Below are 23,474 nucleotides of genomic sequence, written 5' to 3'. Positions count from 1 at the left end.
AGAAGAAGGACTTTGTGAAATTAGAATCTTAACACTTAAATCATTAATAGCCTGGGTTTTGTATTAAATTAGGATTAGTTGCTAGAGCATCTGCAGGTATAGGAAACACTAGCTTTGTTCTATCAGATGTTGTAGATCTTTCTTGAACAGGGTTTAATAATGTTCCAAAACGAATCTGATCATTTCTTCTATGACCTTCCCAATACAACTCACGTCCTCTCTCTGCCAATAGATCCGCCTCTGTTAAGGCAGCTAATGCTGAAGCATTACGCATACTACGAATAGTATTCACAATTGTCAAAGCTCCGGCAACATCACCTGTTCTAAATAGAGCTTCTGCTTTCATCAATAAAACATCAGCATATCTGTAAAACACAAAATCTTGATTAGGTATATTGATATTAGTATAATCAGGCTGATATTTTACTACTCTAATACCTCGAACCTCATCTGAGTTAGCCAGATTAAAATCAGGAGTAAATGCTAAAGGATTTCCTAATCTATCTTCTAAAGGGGCTCCATTTACATCAAATTGTTGACCTATGAGAAACCCACCTGTTAAACCAGAGTTTTCGCTTAAATTAGGAATTTCAGAGCTTTTTCTTACATCATCATCTTCAAAACTGTCGTAGAAATCAGATAAAGTTACGAAGCCATTCCAACTCCCTGGATTTTGATTATAATGAAGTGTCATAAAATTAAACCTTCTAATCTCTCCTCCAAAATCATTGGTATTTTGAGAAACAAATATAATTTCAGAAGATGTTTCACTATTTACTGGAGAAAAGCTTGAAAAATAATCATCCTCTAGGGAATAATTACCTGAGTTAATGATTGCATCGCAAAGTTCTACGACTCTATTCATATCGGCAGTTTCAAAAGTAAAAGGACCAGATTGTGGAGTGCCATCTGCATCTGTGGCTTTGTATACAGCTCTATTTAAATACATTTTGGCCAATAAGGCATGCCCCGCATAAATATTTGCAACAGCAGGATTAGTAGTAGCAGGTAGATTTGCTAATTGATCTTCTAGTTCGGTTATACCGATATCAATTGCTTCGGTTCTACTCGCAGTAATTGATGGTAATTGCGCTAAATCTTCACCTGGTTCTCGAATAGGAACTGTACCAAATAAATCTGTCGCTGTGTAAATAAATAATGATCTAAGAAATGTAGCCTGAGCTCTTTCACTATCAGTAGGTACAAAACCCAAAACTTCGGTTGCTCTAAACAATCCGGATAATGCGGATCCCCATGAACCAACTACTCTTGGATGAGAAGAGTTCCATGTATGTAAATGCAATGCTCTCCATGCACCGCCATCATCCCAGTCTGCACCTCGTGTTGGGCCAGCAATTTCGTCTGAAGGATGTTCCATAAGCACAAACATAAAATCTGTATGCTGGAAATCTTTTAATCGATCATAAGCCGCATTTAAAGCATCAGATGCTGATCCAGCGATAGCTGCTTCTTCTGCAGTAAGGTTCTGATTCAATTCTTCTTCCAGATCAGTACAACTATAAAACACTGATATGGATAACAACGCACTAAGCGTATATAAACCAATTTTTTTCATCGCTTTTTTTTTAAAAATTCATATTAACTCCTAAAGTAAACTGTCTTGATCTTGGGAAGGCCGTATAATCTATACCAAAAGAAGGAACACCAGCCACTTGCTTATTTGTATTTACTTCTGGGTCAAAACCATTATAAGGAGTGATAACAAATAAATTTTGCCCAGTAACGGATACTCTTAGAGAATTAAACCAACTTGTTAGGTTATTATCATCAGATCCTTTTATGGTATATCCTAAAGTTAAATTGGTAAGTCTTAAAAAATCTCCTGATTGCAAGAATCTGGTCGAAACTGTATTTGGCGCACCTGGATCTTCACCATTGCCAACAATATCTTCTGTAACATTTTCACCTCTTCGCAATGCTGCGGATGTGAATAATGCATTTGCTGTATTATCATAAATTTCATGACCATAAGCTCCATTTAAATATACACTAGCATCAAAATCTTTATACGAAACTGCTGCTCTAATTCCCACTAAAATGTCAGGGTTTGGATCACCTACAAAAGCTCTATCTGTTTGTCCTGGAGTACCAAAATCGGTGTTTATAACTCCATCACCATTAACATCTCTAAAAATAGGAGCTCCAGCACTGTCAAACCCCTCAAAGATAGGCAAATAAAACGCAAATAATGCCTGGTCATCAAACAATAATTGCGCGTTTTGACCCGATAATCCTTGACCCGAAATACTTCCTGTTATAATACCATTTATGAAATTGTCTTGAGTTACATTTTCGATTTTATTATCTAAAAAACTTAAATTTAAACCAACATCTACAGTTAGGTCATCACTTTGAACAACTACAGCATTAATTCCTAATTCTACACCTGTGTTTATAATTTCGGTATTATCAAGATTTCTCCAGAAAAAAGAATTCGGAACCGCTGGTTGTACTGTTGGAAATCTAAATAGAACATCTTTGGTCACTTTATTAAAATAATCGATTGAACCTGATAACCTATTATCAAAAAATCCAAAATCGATCCCTGCATTAATAGTGCTTGTACTCTCCCATTGTAAATCAGGATTAGCTGCATTAATTTGTGCTACAATTGAAATCGTTTCTAAGGTAACAGGGTCTGTTGTTCTTATAAAACCAAATTGTTCTTGAGCAGAACCTGCAGGAAAAGCCTGATTACCTGTTATACCCCATCCTACTCGCAGTTTTAAATCTGAAAATAGATCTGGTGCAAAATCTTCATTTATAATTTTCCAGGCAAAAGCGGCCGAAGGAAAATACCCATACTCATTCCCCGAACCAAACCTACTAGATCCATCAGCTCTTAGTGTTGCCGTTACCAAATATTTATCAAAGAAGTTCAAATTTGCCCGTCCAAAAAAGGATTGTAACTCTGATGTTGGATCGAAGAAAGAACTATTAAAAAAGACATTAAGTGCTTCATTTTGAATCCCGGTAGGGAATGTTGCTGCAGAGTTTAAATTATCTATATAACGAGATTGATCATCAGATGCAAAATCAAAAGCGGTCGTACTGGTACCTTTGCGTTCAAATTGTTGAAAAGAATATCCTAAAACGGCATCTAATCTGATATCATCTGTTAAATCCTTGTTATACGATAATGTATGTTCAAATAACTTATTGAATGTTTTAATAGTAAGAATATCTGCTCGACCACGGTCTATAGTATTATTAGTGTTTAACAAACGAGATTGCTCAATACCCCGAGTAGCTTCTGATCGATCTACTCCAAAGTTAAATTTATAATTTAAGCCTTCAAATATTTCATAAGTTCCCGAAATATTTCCAAAAATACGAGAAGTCTCTGTTCTATCATCATAATACTCTAATAGAGCCAAAGGGTTTCTTTGATTATCACTTGGTTGATCAAAAGATCCATCTGGTGATCTAAAATTTCTCGTTGGATTCCATTTTAAAGCAGAGCTCACCAAATCACCTTCTGCTCCAACATTATCCGAAATTGCTTCTGCATCATCTTGTATAAAGGATGTTAATACTCTAGCATCAATTTTTAATCTATTATTAAAAAATTTCTCTGATAAATTTACTGTAGCGTTATATTTTTGTTGTCCCGTTCCTTGTATTATACCCTCTTGATCCAATAGCCCCAAAGACAAACGATAATTTCCGGTTTCACTTCCTCCCCCATAAGAAAAATCATAACTCTGTATCACTGCGCTCCTTAAAATTTCATCAAAGGGATCTACATTACCTCCTAGATCTGCTCCTGGATTACCTGCTGCATTAGCTGCTTGTACAAAAGCATCACCACTTAACAAATCATATTCATTGGCAATCGATCCAACCGATGTTGAAACACTGAAATTCATTTGAGGTTTTCCAGATTTCCCTTTTTTGGTAGTTATAATAATTACACCATTTGCTCCACGAGAACCATAAATGGCAGTTGCCGATGCATCCTTTAATACATCAATACTTGCGATATCGTTAGGGTTAATGAAATTTAAAGGATTTCTAGCCGAACTCGAACCTATTCCCGTATCACTTCCTGGGCTCACATCAGAATCAGTAAGCGGTACACCATCTACCACGATTAATGGGCTGTTACCGGCTCGAATAGAAGAAGCACCCCGAATTCGAATAGAGGAACCAGCTCCTGGCTCACCACTTGATTGTGTGATATTAACTCCGGCCACTCTACCTTGTATCAACTGATCTGGTGATGTTTGCACCCCTTGGTTAAAATCTTCAGGTTTTACCGTTGCAACCGATCCCGTTAAATCTTTCTTTCTAACGGTTCCGTATCCTACTACTACTACTTGTTCCAGTTCTGCTGCGTCTTCTTGCATTGTAACATTTATTGTCGCTTGACCGTTCACCGGAATTTCTTGGGATTTAAATCCAACATAGCTAAAGACCAAAATGCCATCTTCGGCTACATTATCAATTGTATAGTTTCCGTCAAAATCAGAAACTGCCCCATTAGATGTTCCTCTTATAAGAACATTTACGCCGGGGATTGGTCCCCCTGCATCCGAAATCACCCCCGAAACTGTGATTTGCGAAAACATCATATTTCCCAATAAAAATACGAGGAGGAATATGAGTTTTTTAAGTATCATACTTTTCATAATATAGAGTTTGATTTAAATTTGATTGTTCCTTAATTTTAAAATTATTCATGTGTTATTTTACTAATATCTTTTCCTAGAATGTTAGTAACAATGGGAACACCCTGGTCTCTTACCATATTATGACCATTCTTGTAACTCTATTAATATTAAAACAGTTACAAAAAATTGGATGTCCCGTTGTTACACCTTTTGAGAAGTCCTGATCACAGGAGTTTCTCCGCTAACAAACAAAAACTATTTTCACTTTCTACTGTATCCATATAGATATTTACATGTTTGTTGTTTTCAATCTATTTTTAGAATTATTCCTTGATATGGTTTTAAAATCGCCTCACCATCATTAAGTAATAATTCTTGGTAATTATTTAATAATACTTCTATCTCAGAAATCGCATTAAAATGTGCGAAGGCAGTATCATGAGTACTAAAATTTAATGCTACTAAAATCTTTTCATCACCATATGTTTTTTTATAGATATATACATTGGGGTTATCAAATTCTAACTCTTCAAAATCACCATATACAAAAACATCATATTGTTTTCTTGTCTTTAACAATCTTCGGTAAAAGTTTAATATTGAATTTTTATCCTGATCTTGATTCTTAACATTAATCTTGTTATAATTAGAATTAATTTTAAGCCACGGTTTATGTGTTGAAAAACCTCCATTTATTTCGTCGCTCCATTGCACAGGAGTTCTTGCGTTATCCCGACCTTCTTTGTTTATTCTTTCTAATGCATACCCAATAGAATATTTTTGACTTTGTAGGTTCTCATTATAAAAATTAAGCGATTGTACATCTCTAACCTCTTCGATAGAATCCAGTACTATATTGGTCATCCCTATTTCATCACCTTGATAAATATTTAATGTTCCATTTTGAGTAGCTTGCATCATAAACAACATTTTTGCCGATTCTGACCAATACTTATCATCATCACCAAATCTAGAGATCATTCGTGCAAAATCATGATTCCCTAAAGCATTGGCCAACCATCCTTTTTCATGAACAGCATCTCTCCATTTCTTAAAAATACTTTTCATATTTGTTAAATCAAAAATCGTGGCTTCCTCAAATTTTCCATTCACTATAGTACATTCAAGAATATCAAAATGATACAACATATCTAATTCCTTGCGATCATGATTAATATACAACCCAGCATTCTTATCATTGATTCCTACACCTTCAGCTAGAGAAAAAGCATCATAATGATCAATCACCTCTTTATTCATTTCTTTTAAATAATCATGTACTTTAGGTCCGTTAGCATATACATCTTCAATAATTTGTCTAAACCCCACATTTGGTGCATCAGGATACTCTTCTCTCTTGGATATTAACGGAATCACATCCATTCTAAACCCATCTACACCTTTATCTAACCAAAACCTCATAGCGCTATATATCTCTTGTCGTACCTTTTGGTTTTCCCAATTAAGATCTGGTTGTTTTTTTGTAAAAAGATGTAGATAATATTCTCCAGATGGCTTATCATATTCCCAAGCACTTCCTCCAAAAAAAGATTTCCAGTTATTTGGAGGACCACCGTCGGGTGCCGGTTTTCTCCAATGAAAATAATCTCGATATGGGTTCTTTTTTGATTTCTTTGCCTCTTCAAACCATACATGCTCGTCAGAACAGTGATTCGCAACAAGATCTAACACAAGTTTCATCCCTCTTTTATGAGTTTCACGTAATAATTCATCAAAATCCTCCATTGTTCCAAACTCGGGCATTATCGCGCAATAGTCACTTATATCATAACCATTATCATCATTTGGTGAGCTAAAAATTGGACTCAGCCATAAAATATCAACATATAAACTTTTTAGGTAATCTAATTTTTCGATTATACCCCTTAAATCTCCTATACCATCATTATTAGTATCATTAAAACTTCGAGGGTAAATTTGATATATAGTTCCTTTCTTGAACCATGAAAGCTCCATGCAATTAGGTTTTAAAATTTAAAAATGATTGGTTTGAAAATATTTAATCTCCTCACTGCATTTTAAATAATGTTTAATTTCGATTAAGCATTATTTATCCTAAATTAGCATAGTCACATTATATCTTGAACGAGGTATGTCTTGGGGAGACTTTCATTGTAAGAATATTGTTTTCAAGTAGGTATAATCAATAAATGTTCAAAAATCCTTTATGACTATTACAAATTACTAAACTATTACGCGAATGAAAAAGCATTCCTGTAATTTAAAAAAATGCAAACGTTTGTATTATTGTATTTTTAGTAAAATTGATGTTTTAATAATAATTTTTTAACGGAATTATAAATGACTTTGAAGAAAAAAAGGGTAAAACTTGAGGATATTGCTAGAAAATTAAACATTTCTATTGCAACAGTTTCAAGAGCATTGGACAAAAACCCTAGAGTTAAATTAAGTACTCGCGAAAAAGTTTTCAAGGAGGCAAAGTCTATGGGGTATATGCCCAATCAAATCGCCAAAAGTTTAAGTTCTGGAAAAACTAATATCATTGGAGTTATTATACCAAGATATGATGAGCCTTTTTTTATTGAAGTCTGTAGAGGTATCGATCGTTATGCACGCCAACATAATTACAAAATATTAATTAGCTCATCTAGAAATTCTTTCGAATTTGAGCGTGAAAATCTCATATCTTTCGAAAGAGGTTTAGTAGATGGTATTATTCTTTCTCCAACTCACGAAACAGAGACCTTTACTCATATCAAAAGTATTATCAAAAAAGGGATTCCTGTTGTTTTATTTGACAATATAAGGGAAGAAGTATCTGGCGCCGATCATGTTTTGATTGAAGATGATAAAGCATCATTTACTGCGGTGGAGTTTCTAATTAAAAAAGACAAAAAGCGTATTGCTTTTATTGGGGGGATTAAAGAAAAGAAAGTTTTTCAAGATCGTTATAAGGGATACTTAGATGCTATGAAAAAATACAATATCCCTGTTTATGATGAATTAATTTTACATTGTGATTCATTAGATCGAGAATTTGAGGATGCCGAAATACGAGAATTTTTTAATGGGATTTCAATTACCCCTGATGCCATATTTACTTGCACAGATAACTATGGTTTATTGACCATGAAGACTCTTCTTAAAGCTGGTTATAAAATCCCTGAAGATGTTAGTGTGATTGGATTTGGTGATTTAGGCTTAGGCGAAGTATTTGTACCCTCTATGACATGTATTACCCAACCAAGTTTTGAAATGGGGCAAAAAGTAGCAGAATTACTCATTGATCAATTTAATGAGCCCAATGATGTTAACCATCGTAAAAAGGTGGTCAAACTAAAAACTGAATTAATTTTAAGAGAGAGTACGTGACCCTCTATACTGTAGAATCTCTTACAATCAAAGATGTTTTAACTATCTCTGTTTTGGTTTTATAATTTTCGGTAAAATTGTCTAGTTGATTTAGTAAGATTTCTGCTGCTTTCGAACCTAGATCCTCTGCATGTTGAGAAACAGTCGTTAACTTAGGGTAGGAATGTTTTGATAATAAACCATCTGTAAAACCAATTACCGAAATATCTTCAGGGATTTTATACCCTAATTTATGAGACATATTTATTGTTATTGCGGCCGCAGTTTCATCCAATCCAAGAACTGCATCAATATCATTATTTTTAAGAAAGTCTTCTATTTCGGTTTCAACATTATTTGAATCTTCTGTTGATACTTCGTGTATCCCATCCTTTACGGCTAATTCAATTAAAGAAACATTTTCATTTTCATCTACAACCTCTTGAGCGCCTGCTAATCTTAATTTGGCAACACTCAACTCACTAATTGTAGTAATTACGGCGATTTTTTTACACCCCCTGTCTACAAGATATTGGATTGCATTCTTAGATGCTTCCTTGTCATCTACTACCACTTTATCACATTCTATTTCATCACTTACTCGATCAAACATAACTACGGGTACGTTATCTCTTTTCAACACTTTAAAATGATCAAATTCATTAATCACCTGTGTTTCTTGGCTCAACGCAACGATAAATCCATCGACGCTACTATAATTAAGCATCTCTACATATTCAACCTCTTTTTGATACGATTCATTTGTAATACAAGTAACTATCTTATAACCATTTTTAGATGCTTCTTGTTCTATCCCAAAAAGAGCTTTGGCAAAAAAGTGGTTCAGGATTTCAGGCAATATAATACCAATGGTTTTGGTTTTATTACTTTTTAGACTTACTGCCAAAGCATTGGGCTTATAATTATAAAAAGCCGCCAACTCATGAACTCTATTGATTGTTTTTTCGCTAATTTCTGGATCATTTTTTAACGATTTCGAAACTGTTGAAATTGAAAGATTTAGTTCTCTGGCAAGTTGTTTTAGTGTTACTTTTTTCCTCATGACCTCAATTTTGACGTATTTCTTGCCTGAACAAGAATTTTGAGTCTAAATTAAGCTTTTTTCTTAATGTAGTATTAATTACAAAGTTACTTTGTATCCTTATTCGTACATTTTCAATAAAAAAAATTATTAGGTTATTAACACAGGTTTTTTATCTTACTAACTTTTAAAACCTTAAACACTATTTACAACTATTTTGTAGTTTATTGTAAGTATTGGTATATAATTAACGACAGATATAACTTATATCTGTAACAAAAATAATACAGCATGTCAAAAACATATTATGATCCCGCAGATTTAAGAAAATTTGGAAAAATCACTGAATGGAGTGAAGAGTTAGGAAATAAATTCTTTGATTACTATGGAAAAGTATTTGAAGAGGGCGCTTTAAGTGCTCGTGAAAAATCTTTGATTGCCTTAGCTGTGTCTCATGTAGTAAAATGTCCATATTGTATAGATGCATATACAAAAGATGGATTACAAAAAGGAATTACAAAAGAAGAGATGATGGAGGCTGTTCATACAGGAGCAGCTATAGAAAGTGGCGCAACCTTAGTACATGGCGTACAAATGATGAATAAATACGAAAAACTTTCTATGTAATAGAAAACTATAGTTTCACATAAAATAAGCATAGAATACAAAACAATTTAGACTAAAAACCTTTTATGGCTACAAAGTCCTTACACAAAAGAAATGACGAATTAGCAGATTCTAATAGACAACTGCAAATTCTTAGTAATGGTATCTTTGCAAATGGAGAATTACCCAAATTTGCAGATAAAATTGCAGAAACAGGTCATAAACCTTTAAGGCCAAAAAAATTAGAAATCTTACAAATAAATGTAGGATATATGTGCAATCAGGTTTGTGAACACTGCCACGTAGATGCTGGTCCTGATCGCAAAGAAATTATGACTCGAGAAACCATGCAACAATGCTTGGACGTTATAAAAAAGACTGGAGCTCATACATTAGACCTTACAGGCGGCGCACCAGAGATGAACCCTAACTTTAGGTGGTTTGTAGAAGAAGCGAGTAAAGCTGGTATCAAAGATTTCATCGTAAGAAGTAATCTTACTATTATAAGAGCTAATAAAAAATATTATGATTTACCGGATTTTTTCAAAAAACATAATGTGCATGTAGTTTCTTCTATGCCACATTGGACAAGAGGAAAAACTGATAAACAAAGAGGAGACGGGGTTTTTGATAAATCTATTAAAGCTTTACAAGAACTAAATGAACGTGGCTATGGTATGCCAGGTAGTTCTCTTAGATTAGATTTGGTATACAATCCTTCGGGAGCTTTTTTACCGGGAGATCAAGCATCTATGGAAAAAGATTTTAAAAAAGCATTATTAGAGGATTTCGGAATCCAGTTTCATAATTTATTTGCAATTACTAATCTACCAATAAGTAGATTTTTAGATTATCTTATTGCCTCAGAAAATTATGAAGATTATATGTACGCTCTTGTAGAAGCATACAATTCTACTGCTGTAGAGAGCGTTATGTGCACCAATACTATTTCTATAAGTTGGGATGGTTGGTTATATGATTGTGACTTTAATCAAATGCTAGACCTTAAAGTTGCTAGTAAAGTAAAACATATCAGTGAATACAATGAAGATTTGTTAAATGACAGGAATATTGTAATTTCACAACATTGCTATGGATGTACTGCAGGTGCAGGAAGTAGTTGTCAAGGTACTGTAGCTTAATAAAAAGAGAATGAATTCGAAGACCGCTATTTTAGTTTTTGCCAATTCCGCTCAGGAAGAAGCATTGCGTAAGCCAATTTCTGGTGGTCAACAATTATTTACTGAACTTAATAGTACTATAGAATCCGTAGTTGTTAGTACAAAACTACCATACTATATCGTTACCGAAGTACAGCAGCAAGGGCGTGATTTTGGTGAGCGTTTTGTAAATGCAGTTCAAGGTATTTATGAAAAAGGATTTGAAAATGTGATCACTATTGGTAACGACACACCTTTTTTAACCAAAAAACATTTATTAGATAGTGCTAAACTTCTAGAAAAAAATAAATTTGTTATTGGCCCCTCTGTAGATGGAGGTTTCTATTTAATGGGATTACATAAATCTCAATTTGATCCGTTAGCTTTTCTAAAACTTCCTTGGAGATCTAAGAAATTAGCAAAAAGTATAACGGCTCTTCTTAAGAATAATGCTATCGAAGTAGCAAAACTTCAGGTTTTGTATGATATTGATAGTATAGAAGATCTTAAGATCATTAAAACGTTTGGCAAAGTATTATCTAAATCTTTGCTAAAGATTATTCAATTAATATTTCAGTATTCTAATACAATAAATACTTCTAATACACTTGAAAGCTATACTACGTATACATTTATTTCATACAATAAAGGTTCTCCTCGTTTGATAATGCATTAATTGCGTTATCTCTATCAATTTCATTTTCAATTTATCATAACAGGCATAATATATAATGCCTAAAATCAAAAAGAATAGCTCTTTATTCTTATGAAACAAATAATCACAGTATTAATTTATAGTATGTTTTCGATACTTGCATTTGGTCAGGATTCGCTAGCCGAACTATTAGATCAATATAACAATGAAAGCATTCCGTATATATCTGTTGATGAATTAACAGGTGAACAAGGGGAAGCCATACTTTTAGATGCAAGAGAACTAGAGGAATATAATATTAGTCATTTAAAAAGTGCAATGCATATAGGGTATACTCATTTTGATATTAAAAAAATAATAAACCAACCGCAGATAGATAAAGACACCAAAATAATTGTCTATTGCAGTCTTGGTATACGATCTGAAGATATTTCTGAAAAACTTATGCAAGCAGGTTATACCAATGTATACAATTTATATGGTGGTATTTTTGAATGGAAGAATAATGATCATCCTGTAATTAATAGTAAAGGAGAAGTTACAGATAATGTACATCCTTGCTCCAAACAATGGGAAAAATGGTTGCATAAAGGAAAAAAAATATACAAATAGTGAATACGGAAAACTTATTATTAATTTTTACACGTAACCCTGAGCTTGGTAAGTGCAAAACTCGATTAGCTGCTACAATAGGAGATGAAGCCGCCTTGGGTGTATATAAAATGTTACTTAATCATACGGTTACAATTACGAAAAACCTCCCTTATACGAAGCAAGTTCACTATTCGGTAAAGATTAGAGAAAATGATATTTGGGATGCGGATTTTTATACCAAAAAACAGCAATATGGAGATGATTTGGGGCAAAGAATGAAACATGCATTTACCAAAGGTTTTGAGCAAGGTTATAAAAACATCATCATCATCGGTAGTGACATGTATGATCTTAGTCAACAAGATATAGAATCTGCTTTTAATCAACTAGAAACTCATGACCATGTTGTAGGACCTGCAGAAGACGGAGGATACTATTTATTAGGGATGAAAGACCTACATCCTACAATTTTTGAAAATAAGGTTTGGGGAACTAATACTGTACTAAAAGACACTCTAGACGATTTACAAAAACACAACTATACATTATTAAAAACACGAAACGATGTGGATTACTATGAAGATATTAAAGACATATCGGCTTTTCAAGAATTTTTAACCTAACAAAGAATGACAAAATACATCGAAGAAACCACAGATTATCTAAAAGATAAAGGATTTATCAATCCTGAAATAGGTATTATACTAGGAACAGGATTAGGACAATTACTAGATGAGATAGAAATTATCAAAGAAGTAAGTTACAATCATATCCCTAATTTTCCTACTGCAACAGTCGAGTTTCATAAAGGAAAGCTAATTTACGGAAAACTAGAAGGCAAAACAGTAATCGTTATGCAAGGGCGGTTTCATCTATATGAGGGATATTCACTTCAGGATGTTACGTACCCAGTGCGAATCATGCACCAATTAGGCATTAAAACATTATTAGTATCTAATGCCTCTGGAGCTATTAATTTAAACTTTAAAAAAGGAGAATTAATGCTTATTGATGATCATATTAATTTACAAGGAGGTTCTCCTTTAGCTTTTAAGGGTGTAGAACAATTGGGGACGCGATTTACAGATATGAGCGCTCCTTACGACCTTGCTATAAATTCTAAATTAGAAACTATTGCTAAGACGAATAACATTAACCTTCACAAGGGTGTTTATGCATCTGTCGTGGGACCTCAATTAGAAACTCGGGCAGAATATAAATACTTGAAAATTATTGGCGCGGATGCAGTAGGAATGAGTACTGTTCCAGAAGTAATCGTTGCTAATCATTTAGATCTTCCGGTTGCTGCAGTATCTGTATTAACAGATGAGTGTGATCCGGATAATCTTAAACCTGTTAACATCGAAGAAATTATACAAATGGCCGGAAAGGCCGAGCCTGAAATGATTCTTTTATTTAAAGAATTAATTAAGTCTATTTAAACAAAAAAAGAAAGAGAAATATGAGCTATTTAGAAACGACACATGATGTGTACAAAGAAGCAGCAATAACCCCCGATATAGGTTTATGTTGTACAACAAACCCTATCTGGGAATTACCTGGGTTAAAAATCCCAAAGATCATGCAAGAAATGAATTATGGGTGTGGAAGCACTGTAAATGCGCGTGATTTAACCAATAGTCCTAAAACACTTTATGTAGGTGTAGGTGGAGGAATGGAATTATTGCAATTCTCTTATTTTTCTCGTCAAAAAAATGGGGTTATAGGAGTAGATGTCGTAGACGAAATGCTCGAAGCTTCTCGTAAAAACTTTAAAGAAGCTGAAGCTCAAAATGATTGGTTTAAAAGTGATTTTGTAGATCTTCGTTATGGGGATGCACTTAATCTACCTGTAGAGGATAATAGTATTGATGTTGCTGCTCAAAACTGTTTATTCAACATTTTTAAAGCTGAAGATCTTAAAAAAGCTATACAAGAAATGTATAGAGTATTAAAGCCACATGGCAGATTAGTAATGAGTGATCCAACATGTGAACAACCAATGAATGATAATCTTAGAAATGATGAACGCTTAAGAGCATTATGCTTAAGCGGGAGCTTACCTATTGTAGAGTATGTGAAAGCATTAACAGATGTTGGTTTTGGAACTATAGAAATTAGAGCTCGCAAGCCTTATCGTATCTTGGATCCTAAAAACTATGATACCGATGAATTGATATATATCGAATCTATTGAGGTCGCTGCCATAAAAGATCCTATGCCAGAAGATGGGCCTTGTATTTTTACCGGTAAAGCAGCTATTTATTATGGAGATGATGATTATTTTGATGACAAGAAGGGCCATGTTTTACTAAAAAATCAACCTATCGCCGTATGTGATAAAACAGCTGGAGATTTGGCAAATTTAAAAAGAGATGATATTTTTATCAGCGAATCGACCTATCATTATGATGGTGGGGGATGCTGCTAAAACTTAAGGCTAATTAACTATAACCTGAAAGTCGGAAACAATTAATTGTTTTCGGCTTTCTTTTTGTTTAGAATCCTTTTTTCAAAAAAGTAGCGAATCTTTATATACTCTTATTGATTAGTAGCTTACAAAGTTCTTTTTCAAAACTTTGTTTTAGGAGATTTTTTTAACCATTGACTTTCTAAATTCATAAAAGATCAAAAACATAGAGCACCACAATGGATTCATATTTGGTTTTAGTTTTTTCCCTTTAGAAAAACGAATCAATTGTCTTGCATAAAAGCCACCTTCAGCCGCATCTTCAAATTGTTTTATTCCTGTTCTTAGCACAAAGTTTTTAAGTAATGAAACCTCTCCTTGTAAAAAACCAGAAATATCTTCCATATTAGTAATAAAAGGGCGTGCCATACCAATAAGATCAACTTCTCCATTTTCTAGTACTTCATTACAAAAATCATACGACCTAAACCCACCTGTAATCATCAACGGTAAATTACTGACTTCTCTTACTTTTCTGGCAAAATCAATAAAATAAGCCTCTCTCTTTTTAGTACTTTCTCTAATTTCGACTCCTTCTTCATTCATCAAAAAGAAAGCTAATTTTTCATAGGTTCCTCCTGAGATTTCTAACACATCTATTTTTTCCTTATCTAGCATTTTTACAACTTCCAACGACTCTTCTTCCGTAAATCCTCCTTTTTGAAAATCTGCAGAATTTAGTTTTACCGAGATCGGAAAATCCGCTCCCACTTCTTTGCGTACCTCTCTAAGAATAGAGATTAGTAATCTGCTTCTGTTTTCAATACTTCCTCCCCATTGATCGGTTCTGATGTTTGTAGTAGGAGATAAAAACTGACTTAACAAATACCCATGCGCAGCATGAATTTGAAGTCCTGTAAAGCCTGCCTTTTTAGAAATCCTAGCGGCTTTCACAAAAGATTTGATTACATCTTGTATCTGAGCTTCGGTCATAGCTTTGGGCTTACCAAACAAACCCATTTTGCGTAGCTGAATTTCAGAGGGAGCTAAAGGTCGTGTGGTACTAAATTTATTGGTTTGTCTTCCCGAATGAGAAATCTGCACCCATACATGGTTCCCATTTGATTTTGCCGCCTGTGCCCAAGGTTCTATTTTAGGAAGCATTTTTTCATCATCAAAACAAACATTTCCTGCAGATTCAAGGTGTTTTCTATCTACAACTACATTACCTGTGATCAATAACCCTGCTCCTGTATTCGACCAATTTTCATATAATACTCCATGACCTTTTATGGGTTCAAATCTTCTATTACTTATTCGTTCTGTCATGGCCGATTTAACCAATCTATTCTTAATTATCGCTCCACAAGGGAGTCTTATTTCTGTACTAATCATAGCAAAATAGTTCGATTACAATAATACATAATCCTATATTATCTTGCAATTTAAAATTGTAGGACATTTAAATAAAATCAGCTTTTTTTTGACTCATAACGTAAAAATATTACGTTTTAACCATAAAATTTGCATTTTATCGATATTTTTTGTTATTTTTATCTCCCGAATCTAGGGCAAATAGCTTATTATGAATAATTTAAAGAATACTATAAAACCTAAGTGTAATGAAAAATAACTACTTATTATGTGCAATCTTTCTTGTATTGCTTTGCTCCCCAGCAAAAGCTCAACACGGGATCGATCATTCTGTATGGGATCAAATTCTTATCCTTAACGTCACCGAAGACGGGAAAGTTAACTATGAAGGTGTAATGAAAGATAGTCCTTTATTTTATAAATATTTTAGATCCTTATCAGACAACCCTCCTACGGATCAATGGACTAGAGAAGAAAAGCTTGCCTACTGGATTAACGCTTATAATTCTATTGCGGTAAAAATGATAATTGATAATTATCCGGTTAAAGATATTAATGAATTACATGATCCATGGAATCAAAAGTTTTTTAGAATTAACGATGAACGATTAAGCCTAGACGATATAGAACATAAAATCTTGAGAAAATTTAATGAGCCTAGAATTCATTTCTTGATTAATTGTGCTTCATTTTCTTCTCCAAAATTAATGAATAGAGCCTATACTTCTGAAAACGTTGAAGAAGCTATGGAGAAATGTACCATGGAGTTTATCAATGATCCTAACAGGAATATTATCACCGAAAATAAAATTAGTATCTCTCAAATATTTGAATGGTATAAAGATGATTTTAATAATGGAGATGTTGTTGAATTTATTAACCAATATTCTGAGGTGAAAATAGAAAAATTACCGAAAAATAGTTATATGGCCTACAACTGGAGCCTAAATGAACAATGATTTGATAGGTTATAAAAATATCCTCGACCAATCCATCTTTATTATGAGATTGTAGAAAAATTGGAAAACATTAAAGGGTATATAGGCTATTAAAATAATTCATATTATCAAGTATGGCCCGAATTTTGGTTTTATACTACTCAAAAAGGGTTATTTAGTAAAAGCCTATTGATTTCAACAAATTAAAAATTACCCGAACCTAAGTTAGGAGAATATTTCAATTTTCTCTAAAAATTTCGCGAATACAGAATGCCTTCATTTAATTAAAAAATAACTTTAATATGAACAAAGTACTTGTTATTCTATTTATTTGGTCATCTTTTGCATGTAGCGGAAGTAAAGCTGCGGTTCAAACTTCTCAAGACTCTATGATTATGGAGCAAAAAGATTCTTCAAAAAAAATAGATTCTATAAAACCTAATATTCCGATTGAAGAAAAAGCGCCTGAAACTCCTACCGAACAGCTAGTTCTAAAACAAGAGAATACAGAAAAAGAACAAGTAATTGATAGCACACAAAAAGAATCTAAAATAAAAAACAACGAAAAGGTTGCTCCTAATATTGCGGTATTTGATCATAAACCATGGGATATTTTACTATCCAAAAATGTACAAAAAGATGGAACCATAAATTATAAAGCTTTTAAACAAAATAGAACAGCTTTTAGAGCTTATCTCAATGCATTAGGAAAAAACACTCCAAAAGAAAACTGGAGCAAACAAGACAAACTAGCCTATTGGTTAAATGTATATAATGCTTTTACAGTAAAGTTAATTATTGATAATTATCCAATAAAAAGTATTAAAGATATTAAGGAGCCTTGGGATTTAAGATTTTTTAAATTAGGGAATAAGTGGTATACACTTAACGACGTTGAACATCGAATCTTAAGAAAAATGAACGATCCAAGAATTCATTTTGGTATTAATTGCGCTTCATATTCATGTCCGCCACTTCTAAACAAAGCCTTTACCGCAAAAAATGTAAACCAGGAACTTGATAAATTAGCTATTGCGTTTATAAATGATCCTAAAAGAAATACGATTAGCGCAAACAATATTGTTTTATCTAAAATATTTTTATGGTTTGCTAAAGATTTCAAAAAACAAGGTTCGTTAATAAAGTTTTTAAATAAGTATTCTAAAATAAAAATAAAAACCAACGCTAAAAAGACCTATAAAAAATACAATTGGGCCTTAAACGAATAAGATATTTTACTACCATTCTTTTATTTTTTAAAATATGATCACTTAAAAAACTAATTATTTATACCGTTTCTAAAAGTTAAAATTCTTATAAACCTTTTTAAACGTATAAATTCCTAAACCGCTATATTTCATCAAAATGCAAAAACACTCAATATGTTGATTATCAACATATTGAGTGTTTTTTATTCCTTTCATTAGCCTCCAATATTTTTAACTACTACAACATAAATCAGCACTATAATTGTCAAATAGCACGTTGATTTTGTAAGGTAATTTCCCGTTTTCCTACTAAAACCCCATATCAATACTAAATGAGTTCGTAAATAAAATACGACTGATGAAGTGAAAAAAAACTTAACATATGAAAGCTCTAAAAACTATACTGACGCTATTGATGGTTTTATTTTTTAATCAAACCAATGCACAAAACACTTTTGATCATAGCGTTTGGGACCAAGCTCTATTATTGAACGTATCCGAAGATGGAAAAGTAGATTATGATGGATTTATGAGAGATAGCTCTCAATTATACACATATTTCAAACAACTTTCAGATAATCCCCCAAAAGAAAACTGGAGTAGAGAAGAAAAATTAGCATACTGGATAAATGCATATAACGCGTATACCATAAAACTTGTTATCGATAGTTATCCTTTAAAAAGTATTAAAGATCTTCAAGATCCTTGGGGCAAAAAATTCTTTAAAATTGATGGTGCTTGGCATAGCTTAGGAGAATTAGAACATAAAATTTTAAGAAAATATGGAGACCCAAGAATTCATTTTGCTATAAATTGTGCTTCTATTTCTTGTCCAGTGGTATGGAACCGGGCATATACGGCTGAAAATCTTCATGTTGCTTTAGATGAGCAAACCGAAAAATTCATCAACGACCCTACAAGAAATACAATTACCGAAACTGAAGTAAATGTATCTAAAATATTTTCTTGGTATAAAAAAGATTTTAAAGTAAATGGTGGTGATGTAAAAGATTTTATTAATCGATATGCAGCTGTGAAAATTTCAAATCAGTCCGAAAAAGGATATAAAACTTATGACTGGGGTCTAAATGAAGGCAAAACGGTTAGCCCTGCTTATGTTGTAGATTAAAAAAAGTATTTAGAAAAATTAATAGGAAACATAAATGTGTAAATTTATAGCCTAAATTATAACACCCCAACATTGAAAATATCTATTGTAATTCCTATACTCAATGAAGCAGCTACTATTCGTACGCTGCTTTCTCACTTAATTAACAATACAGAAAATACAGAAAATATTCTAGAAGTTATTGTTGTAGATGGTGGCAGTGTAGACCAATCTCAAGAGGTTGTACGTCAATTATCTGTTCAACAAAACCCTAGTATTAAATTAATTTGTTCGGATAAAGGAAGAGCAAAACAACTTAATGCAGGAGCAAAAGCTGCAAAAGGTGAAGTATTGTATTTTCTTCATGCAGATTCCTACCCTCCCAAGGGATATGATCAAGATATTTTAAAAGAAATAGAAAAAGAAAACATTGCCGGGTGTTTTAGAATGAAATTCGATTCAAAACATCCATGGTTGTTGTTTTTGGGTTGGCTTACTCAATTTCAAAGTAAACGATGTCGTGGCGGGGATCAAAGTCAGTTTATTACTAAACAGTTGTTTGAAGAAATAAATGGATATGATGAATCCTATATAGTTTACGAAGATAACGATTTGGTAGATCGACTTTTTGATATCGATGAGTTCGTTATCATACCAAAATATGTCATTACTTCGGCTAGACGATATAGAGAGATTGGTGTATGGCGTTTGCAATATCATTTTCTAAATATCCATATGAGAAGATGGATGGGAGCCTCATCTGAAGATTTATATCAATACTACAAAGAAAAGGTCATATCTTAATTTTGACCGAAAATCACAACTTTTAACAAAAAGCGATATTTAAATCAAACTTTTCTTTAGATTTTTGCAATTATGAAAGTCGTGCCGCAAGTATTTTACAAACATCCCAATATCGAAAAAGTATTGGTTGACGGTCTTTCTTGCATTATCATTAAGTGCGTACAAGAGGCAGATGTACAAAACGAACGTTACCTTTCTGCACATGCACTAACTCTAATAATTAATGGTTCTCTAAAGGTAGAAACTCATGATGGAGAAGTAACCGTTGTTCATAAAAACCATATGATCCTTTTACCAAAAGGATTATATATAATTTCTGATATCATTCCTGAAAATGAGTCATTCGAAGCTATTGTTTTTTTCTTCGATGAAGAAATTACAGATGAGTTTCTGACTACTTTTGAAATCACGACATCAGTACAACAAACCAACACTTCACTGGTCATAAATTATAATCAAAATTTAAGGCTGTTTGTAGATGCACTAATTGCTTTGTATCGAGGTAAACATCAATATCAATTTACTAAACCTAAATTACTCGAATTGTTATATCTGATCAGTATTTCTGCAGAGGGAAATAAGTTTGTTCATCGATTACAAACTTTAAAAAACCGCGACAGAAAAAATCTTACTGTATTTATGACAAAAAATTACGACAAGCCTCTAGGGATAGAAGATTATGCCTATCTCACAGGAAGAAGTATTTCTACATTTGGAAGAGATTTTAAATCTAAATTTGGGATTTCTCCCAAAAAATGGCTCATCGAAAAACGGTTTGAAAAAGCAATTCGTTTATTAAAAGAAACCAACGACTCCATTACTCATATCTCTACATTAGTTGGATATGAAAACACCTCTCATTTTATTAAAACTTTTCATAAAAAAGCAGGAATTTCTCCAAAGCAATTCCAAATTAAACATCGCAAAAATATCCACATATAAGTTTTTTGACCGAAAATCACAGTTTTTGATTTTTTGCAAAATTTAGCACTCTCTTTTTCATTGACATTTGTAAACGAACATTAAAAATGTATAAATGAAAAAAATAGGATGTATAGGCCTTGGTATTATGGGCAGTCGTATGGCTCTCAATCTTCAAAAAGCAGGCTACCCACTACTCATTTACAATAGAACCAAAGAAAAAGCTCAAGATTTAATTAGTAATGGGGCTACATGGGTTAACACCCCAAAAGAAATAGGAGAACAGGCAGATACTGTAATTACCATGCTATCAACTCCTCAAGCTGTTAAGGAAGTAGCTACTGGAGAAAACGGGTTATTACACGGAATGAAAAAAAACTCATTGTGGATTAACTCTAGTACTGTAAACCCATCTTTTACCAAAGAAATGGAAACCGTTGCAAAAAGCTATCAGATACGATATCTGGATGCTCCTGTTGCCGGAACCAAAGGCCCCGCCGAAAAAGGTGAGTTAGTATTTCTAATCGGGGGTGATCTCGAAAACGTAAAAGAAGCTACTCCTCTTTTCGAAATATTAGGTAAAAAAACCTTACATCTTGGAGGGATAGGTAAAGGAGCCACGATGAAAATGTTAATTAATCAGTTACTAGCGCAATCCATGGCGGCTTTTGCTGAAACCTTGGTTATGGGTGAAGCTATGGGACTAGAAAAAGAAATATTATTCAATGTCTTGTTAAATACTCCAGTGGTAGCACCAATTGTAACTGCGATACGGCCAAAAATTGAAAATGAGGATTATGAAGCTAATTTTCCTTTAAAATGGATTCAAAAAGATCTTCATCTCTCAGCCATATCGGCTTATGAGTACGGTATTGCTACTCCTAGTTTGAATACCACCAAAGAGATTTTTGCTCAAGCCAAACAATATGGTTTTGGAGATCAAGATTTTACTGCTGTGTATAAATATATAAACCTTAAAAAGTAATACATGAAACTATTAAGAATAGATGCAAGTTCCAGAATTAATGGATCAGATAGTCGAAATATGGCAAATCAATTTCAACAACAATGGCAAACTACACATCCAAATGGAGAAGTTTTTGTTAGGGATATCATTAGTACTGGCATACCTCATATTTCTCAACAAACAATCGAAGGGTTTTATACTCCTAAAGAAAATTTTACCTCTCCATTACGGGAGGTTACCCAATTATCTGACCAACTTATTGCCGAATTGAAAGAAGTTAACGTTTTACTGATCAGTACACCAATGTATAATTTTGGAATACCGTCTGCCTTAAAAGCATGGATCGATCATATTGTAAGAATTAATAACACCTTTGGAGTTCATCAAGATGGGGCTTTTTATGGAATGGTAGAACATGTAAAAGCGTATATAATTACTAGCGCTGGGGCTGTATATACATCAAACGAAATGAAGGCTTTGGATTTTCTTACACCTTACTTGCAAAGTGTTTTGGGATTGATAGAAATTACTGATATTACTTTTCTTCCTTTACAAGGAACAACTATGGATGTCAATACATACGAAAAAACAAAAATGAAAGTTTTGAAAACAATACAATCTATTTAAAAAAAGAGTCCATAGCAAAATGCTACGGACTCTTTTTTAATAAAATACAATGGTGGTTACTTAATATTATTCTTTTTCAAGAAATTAAGAATGTAGTTGGCAATTTCATCTCCCTTTTCTTCAAGTGCAAAATGACCCGTATCTAATAAATGAAATTCAATATTTTTAAGGTCTTTTTTATATGGGTATGCTCCTTCTGCAGGGAAAATCTGATCATTTTTACCCCAAACTATTAACGTTGGTGGTTGATAATCTCTCAGGTATTTTTGCCATTTAGGATATAGAGATATATTAGTTCTATAATCGTAAAACATCGCTAACTGAATCTCATTATTTTCTTTGCGTGTTATGTGTTGCAAATCAATTTCCCAATTATCGGGACTAATCTTACTTACATCTCCGACACCATGTGTGTATTGCCATTTCAATCCACCAATTTTGTGAAATTCTTCTAAAGGTTTTCCATTTTCGACAGAAGGATTATTCCAGTATTTCTTTAGAGGGTTCCAGAATTCTGTAATTCCTTCATTATATGCATTTCCGTTTTGAACAATCAAGGATTGTATGCGTTCTGGATGTTTTGTAGCAATTCTATATCCAACTGGCGCTCCATAATCCATAAGATATATACTAAATTTATCTACTGCAAGCTTGGTTAAAAAACCTTCAATAATTTTGGCCATGTTATCGAATGTATAATCGAATTCTGCCATAGGTGGTTGTTCTGATCTTCCGTACCCTGGATAATCCGGCGCCAATACATGATAATCTTTGGCTAAATCTACTATCAAATTACGAAACATATGTGATGAAGTGGGGTAGCCATGTAGTAAAAGAATAGTTGGCTTGTTTTTGGATCCTCCTTCTCTATAAAATATATCTAATCCATCAACCTCAACCGTATTATAAGTTATAGAGTTAGCTGATAGTTCTGTTGTTGGGATTTCATTTTTATTTGTTTCAACAAATGCGTAGGTCGTTAATGTCATCATTGCTAATACAGCAGTACTTAATGTGATTTTTAGTGTTTTCATTATTTTAAATTTTTAGTTATTTTATTTATTACCGAACGTTCGGTATAATTCATATTCAA

The 23,474-nt window shown here is 33.0% G+C and carries 21 protein-coding genes; 15 read left to right on the top strand and 6 right to left on the bottom strand.

The window, feature by feature from the left end; translation table 11 throughout:
- Window positions 1–43: 43 nt before the first annotated feature.
- From DK508_RS19650 to DK508_RS19640, 3 genes are all read right to left on the bottom strand, one after another.
- The gene (locus tag DK508_RS19650; protein WP_109302483.1) at window positions 44–1,576 is read right to left on the bottom strand and encodes a RagB/SusD family nutrient uptake outer membrane protein; all 1,533 of its coding nucleotides are present in this window, start codon (window positions 1,574–1,576) and stop codon (window positions 44–46) included.
- Between the two features lie 10 nt (window positions 1,577–1,586).
- The gene (locus DK508_RS19645) at window positions 1,587–4,652 is read right to left on the bottom strand and encodes a TonB-dependent receptor (protein WP_109302482.1); all 3,066 of its coding nucleotides are present in this window, start codon (window positions 4,650–4,652) and stop codon (window positions 1,587–1,589) included.
- 288 nt (window positions 4,653–4,940) lie between these two features.
- A complete protein-coding gene (locus DK508_RS19640) occupies window positions 4,941–6,611 on the bottom strand; it encodes an alpha-glucosidase (RefSeq protein WP_109302481.1) in 1,671 nt (556 codons plus the stop codon).
- A 345-nt stretch (window positions 6,612–6,956) separates the two neighbouring features.
- On the opposite strand from DK508_RS19640, the gene DK508_RS19635 reads away from it, so the two are divergent.
- Window positions 6,957–7,988, top strand: a complete 1,032-nt coding sequence (locus tag DK508_RS19635) for a LacI family DNA-binding transcriptional regulator (protein WP_109302480.1) — start codon at window positions 6,957–6,959, stop codon at window positions 7,986–7,988.
- A 4-nt stretch (window positions 7,989–7,992) separates the two neighbouring features.
- On the opposite strand, the gene DK508_RS19630 is transcribed toward DK508_RS19635, so the two are convergent.
- The gene (locus DK508_RS19630; protein ID WP_109302479.1) at window positions 7,993–9,030 is read right to left on the bottom strand and encodes a LacI family DNA-binding transcriptional regulator; all 1,038 of its coding nucleotides are present in this window, start codon (window positions 9,028–9,030) and stop codon (window positions 7,993–7,995) included.
- Between the two features lie 270 nt (window positions 9,031–9,300).
- Between DK508_RS19630 and DK508_RS19625 the strand changes: the two genes are divergently transcribed.
- The 7 genes from DK508_RS19625 (at window position 9,301) to arsM (ending at window position 14,455) form a co-directional block, all read left to right on the top strand.
- Window positions 9,301–9,636: an arsenosugar biosynthesis-associated peroxidase-like protein gene (locus DK508_RS19625; protein WP_109302478.1), complete on the top strand. Its 336-nt coding sequence runs from the start codon at window positions 9,301–9,303 to the stop codon at window positions 9,634–9,636.
- A gap of 65 nt (window positions 9,637–9,701) precedes the next feature.
- A complete protein-coding gene (gene arsS / locus DK508_RS19620) occupies window positions 9,702–10,757 on the top strand; it encodes an arsenosugar biosynthesis radical SAM (seleno)protein ArsS (protein ID WP_109302477.1) in 1,056 nt (351 codons plus the stop codon).
- A 10-nt stretch (window positions 10,758–10,767) separates the two neighbouring features.
- On the top strand, window positions 10,768–11,451 hold the full coding sequence (locus DK508_RS19615) for a DUF2064 domain-containing protein (RefSeq protein WP_109302476.1): 684 nt from the start codon (window positions 10,768–10,770) through the stop codon (window positions 11,449–11,451).
- Between the two features lie 90 nt (window positions 11,452–11,541).
- Window positions 11,542–12,042, top strand: coding sequence for a rhodanese-like domain-containing protein (locus DK508_RS19610; protein ID WP_109302475.1), 501 nt, complete (start codon window positions 11,542–11,544; stop codon window positions 12,040–12,042).
- Window positions 12,039–12,647 (top strand): TIGR04282 family arsenosugar biosynthesis glycosyltransferase, encoded by a 609-nt coding sequence (locus tag DK508_RS19605; protein ID WP_109302474.1) that lies wholly within the window; start codon window positions 12,039–12,041, stop codon window positions 12,645–12,647. The genes DK508_RS19610 and DK508_RS19605 overlap by 4 nt, the downstream gene beginning before the upstream one ends.
- Window positions 12,648–12,653: 6 nt before the next feature.
- Entirely contained in the window at window positions 12,654–13,466 is an 813-nt protein-coding gene (locus DK508_RS19600) for a purine-nucleoside phosphorylase (protein ID WP_109302473.1), read from the top strand.
- Between the two features lie 20 nt (window positions 13,467–13,486).
- The gene (gene arsM, locus DK508_RS19595; protein ID WP_109302472.1) at window positions 13,487–14,455 is read left to right on the top strand and encodes an arsenosugar biosynthesis arsenite methyltransferase ArsM; all 969 of its coding nucleotides are present in this window, start codon (window positions 13,487–13,489) and stop codon (window positions 14,453–14,455) included.
- A gap of 153 nt (window positions 14,456–14,608) precedes the next feature.
- On the opposite strand, the gene DK508_RS19590 is transcribed toward arsM, so the two are convergent.
- Window positions 14,609–15,829 carry an NADH:flavin oxidoreductase/NADH oxidase family protein gene (locus DK508_RS19590; protein ID WP_109302471.1) on the bottom strand — a complete coding sequence of 407 codons (1,221 nt, stop codon included), beginning with the start codon at window positions 15,827–15,829 and terminating at the stop codon, window positions 14,609–14,611.
- A 227-nt stretch (window positions 15,830–16,056) separates the two neighbouring features.
- Here DK508_RS19590 and DK508_RS19585 point away from each other — a divergent pair, with 227 nt between their 5' ends.
- The 7 genes from DK508_RS19585 (at window position 16,057) to DK508_RS19555 (ending at window position 22,381) form a co-directional block, all read left to right on the top strand.
- Window positions 16,057–16,767 carry a DUF547 domain-containing protein gene (locus tag DK508_RS19585; protein WP_109302470.1) on the top strand — a complete coding sequence of 237 codons (711 nt, stop codon included), beginning with the start codon at window positions 16,057–16,059 and terminating at the stop codon, window positions 16,765–16,767.
- Between the two features lie 281 nt (window positions 16,768–17,048).
- A complete protein-coding gene (locus DK508_RS19580) occupies window positions 17,049–17,975 on the top strand; it encodes a DUF547 domain-containing protein (protein ID WP_235016441.1) in 927 nt (308 codons plus the stop codon).
- Between the two features lie 361 nt (window positions 17,976–18,336).
- Window positions 18,337–19,083 (top strand): DUF547 domain-containing protein, encoded by a 747-nt coding sequence (locus DK508_RS19575; RefSeq protein ID WP_109302469.1) that lies wholly within the window; start codon window positions 18,337–18,339, stop codon window positions 19,081–19,083.
- A 72-nt stretch (window positions 19,084–19,155) separates the two neighbouring features.
- Window positions 19,156–19,866: a TIGR04283 family arsenosugar biosynthesis glycosyltransferase gene (locus DK508_RS19570; protein ID WP_109302468.1), complete on the top strand. Its 711-nt coding sequence runs from the start codon at window positions 19,156–19,158 to the stop codon at window positions 19,864–19,866.
- A gap of 72 nt (window positions 19,867–19,938) precedes the next feature.
- A complete protein-coding gene (locus DK508_RS19565) occupies window positions 19,939–20,808 on the top strand; it encodes an AraC family transcriptional regulator (protein ID WP_109302467.1) in 870 nt (289 codons plus the stop codon).
- A gap of 94 nt (window positions 20,809–20,902) precedes the next feature.
- Window positions 20,903–21,772 carry an NAD(P)-dependent oxidoreductase gene (locus tag DK508_RS19560; protein WP_109302466.1) on the top strand — a complete coding sequence of 290 codons (870 nt, stop codon included), beginning with the start codon at window positions 20,903–20,905 and terminating at the stop codon, window positions 21,770–21,772.
- Between the two features lie 3 nt (window positions 21,773–21,775).
- Window positions 21,776–22,381, top strand: a complete 606-nt coding sequence (locus DK508_RS19555) for an FMN-dependent NADH-azoreductase (RefSeq protein ID WP_109302465.1) — start codon at window positions 21,776–21,778, stop codon at window positions 22,379–22,381.
- Between the two features lie 56 nt (window positions 22,382–22,437).
- Here the strand turns inward: DK508_RS19555 and DK508_RS19550 are convergent, their stop codons facing one another.
- Window positions 22,438–23,415: an alpha/beta fold hydrolase gene (locus DK508_RS19550; RefSeq protein ID WP_200831890.1), complete on the bottom strand. Its 978-nt coding sequence runs from the start codon at window positions 23,413–23,415 to the stop codon at window positions 22,438–22,440.
- Window positions 23,416–23,474: the final 59 nt, after the last annotated feature.

Origin of the sequence: Aquimarina sp. AU474, from assembly GCF_900312815.1 — a bacterium.
GTDB lineage: Bacteria > Bacteroidota > Bacteroidia > Flavobacteriales > Flavobacteriaceae > Aquimarina.
The sequence above is the reverse complement of the archived record's forward strand: the minus strand, read 5'-3'. Positions and strand labels throughout refer to the sequence as shown.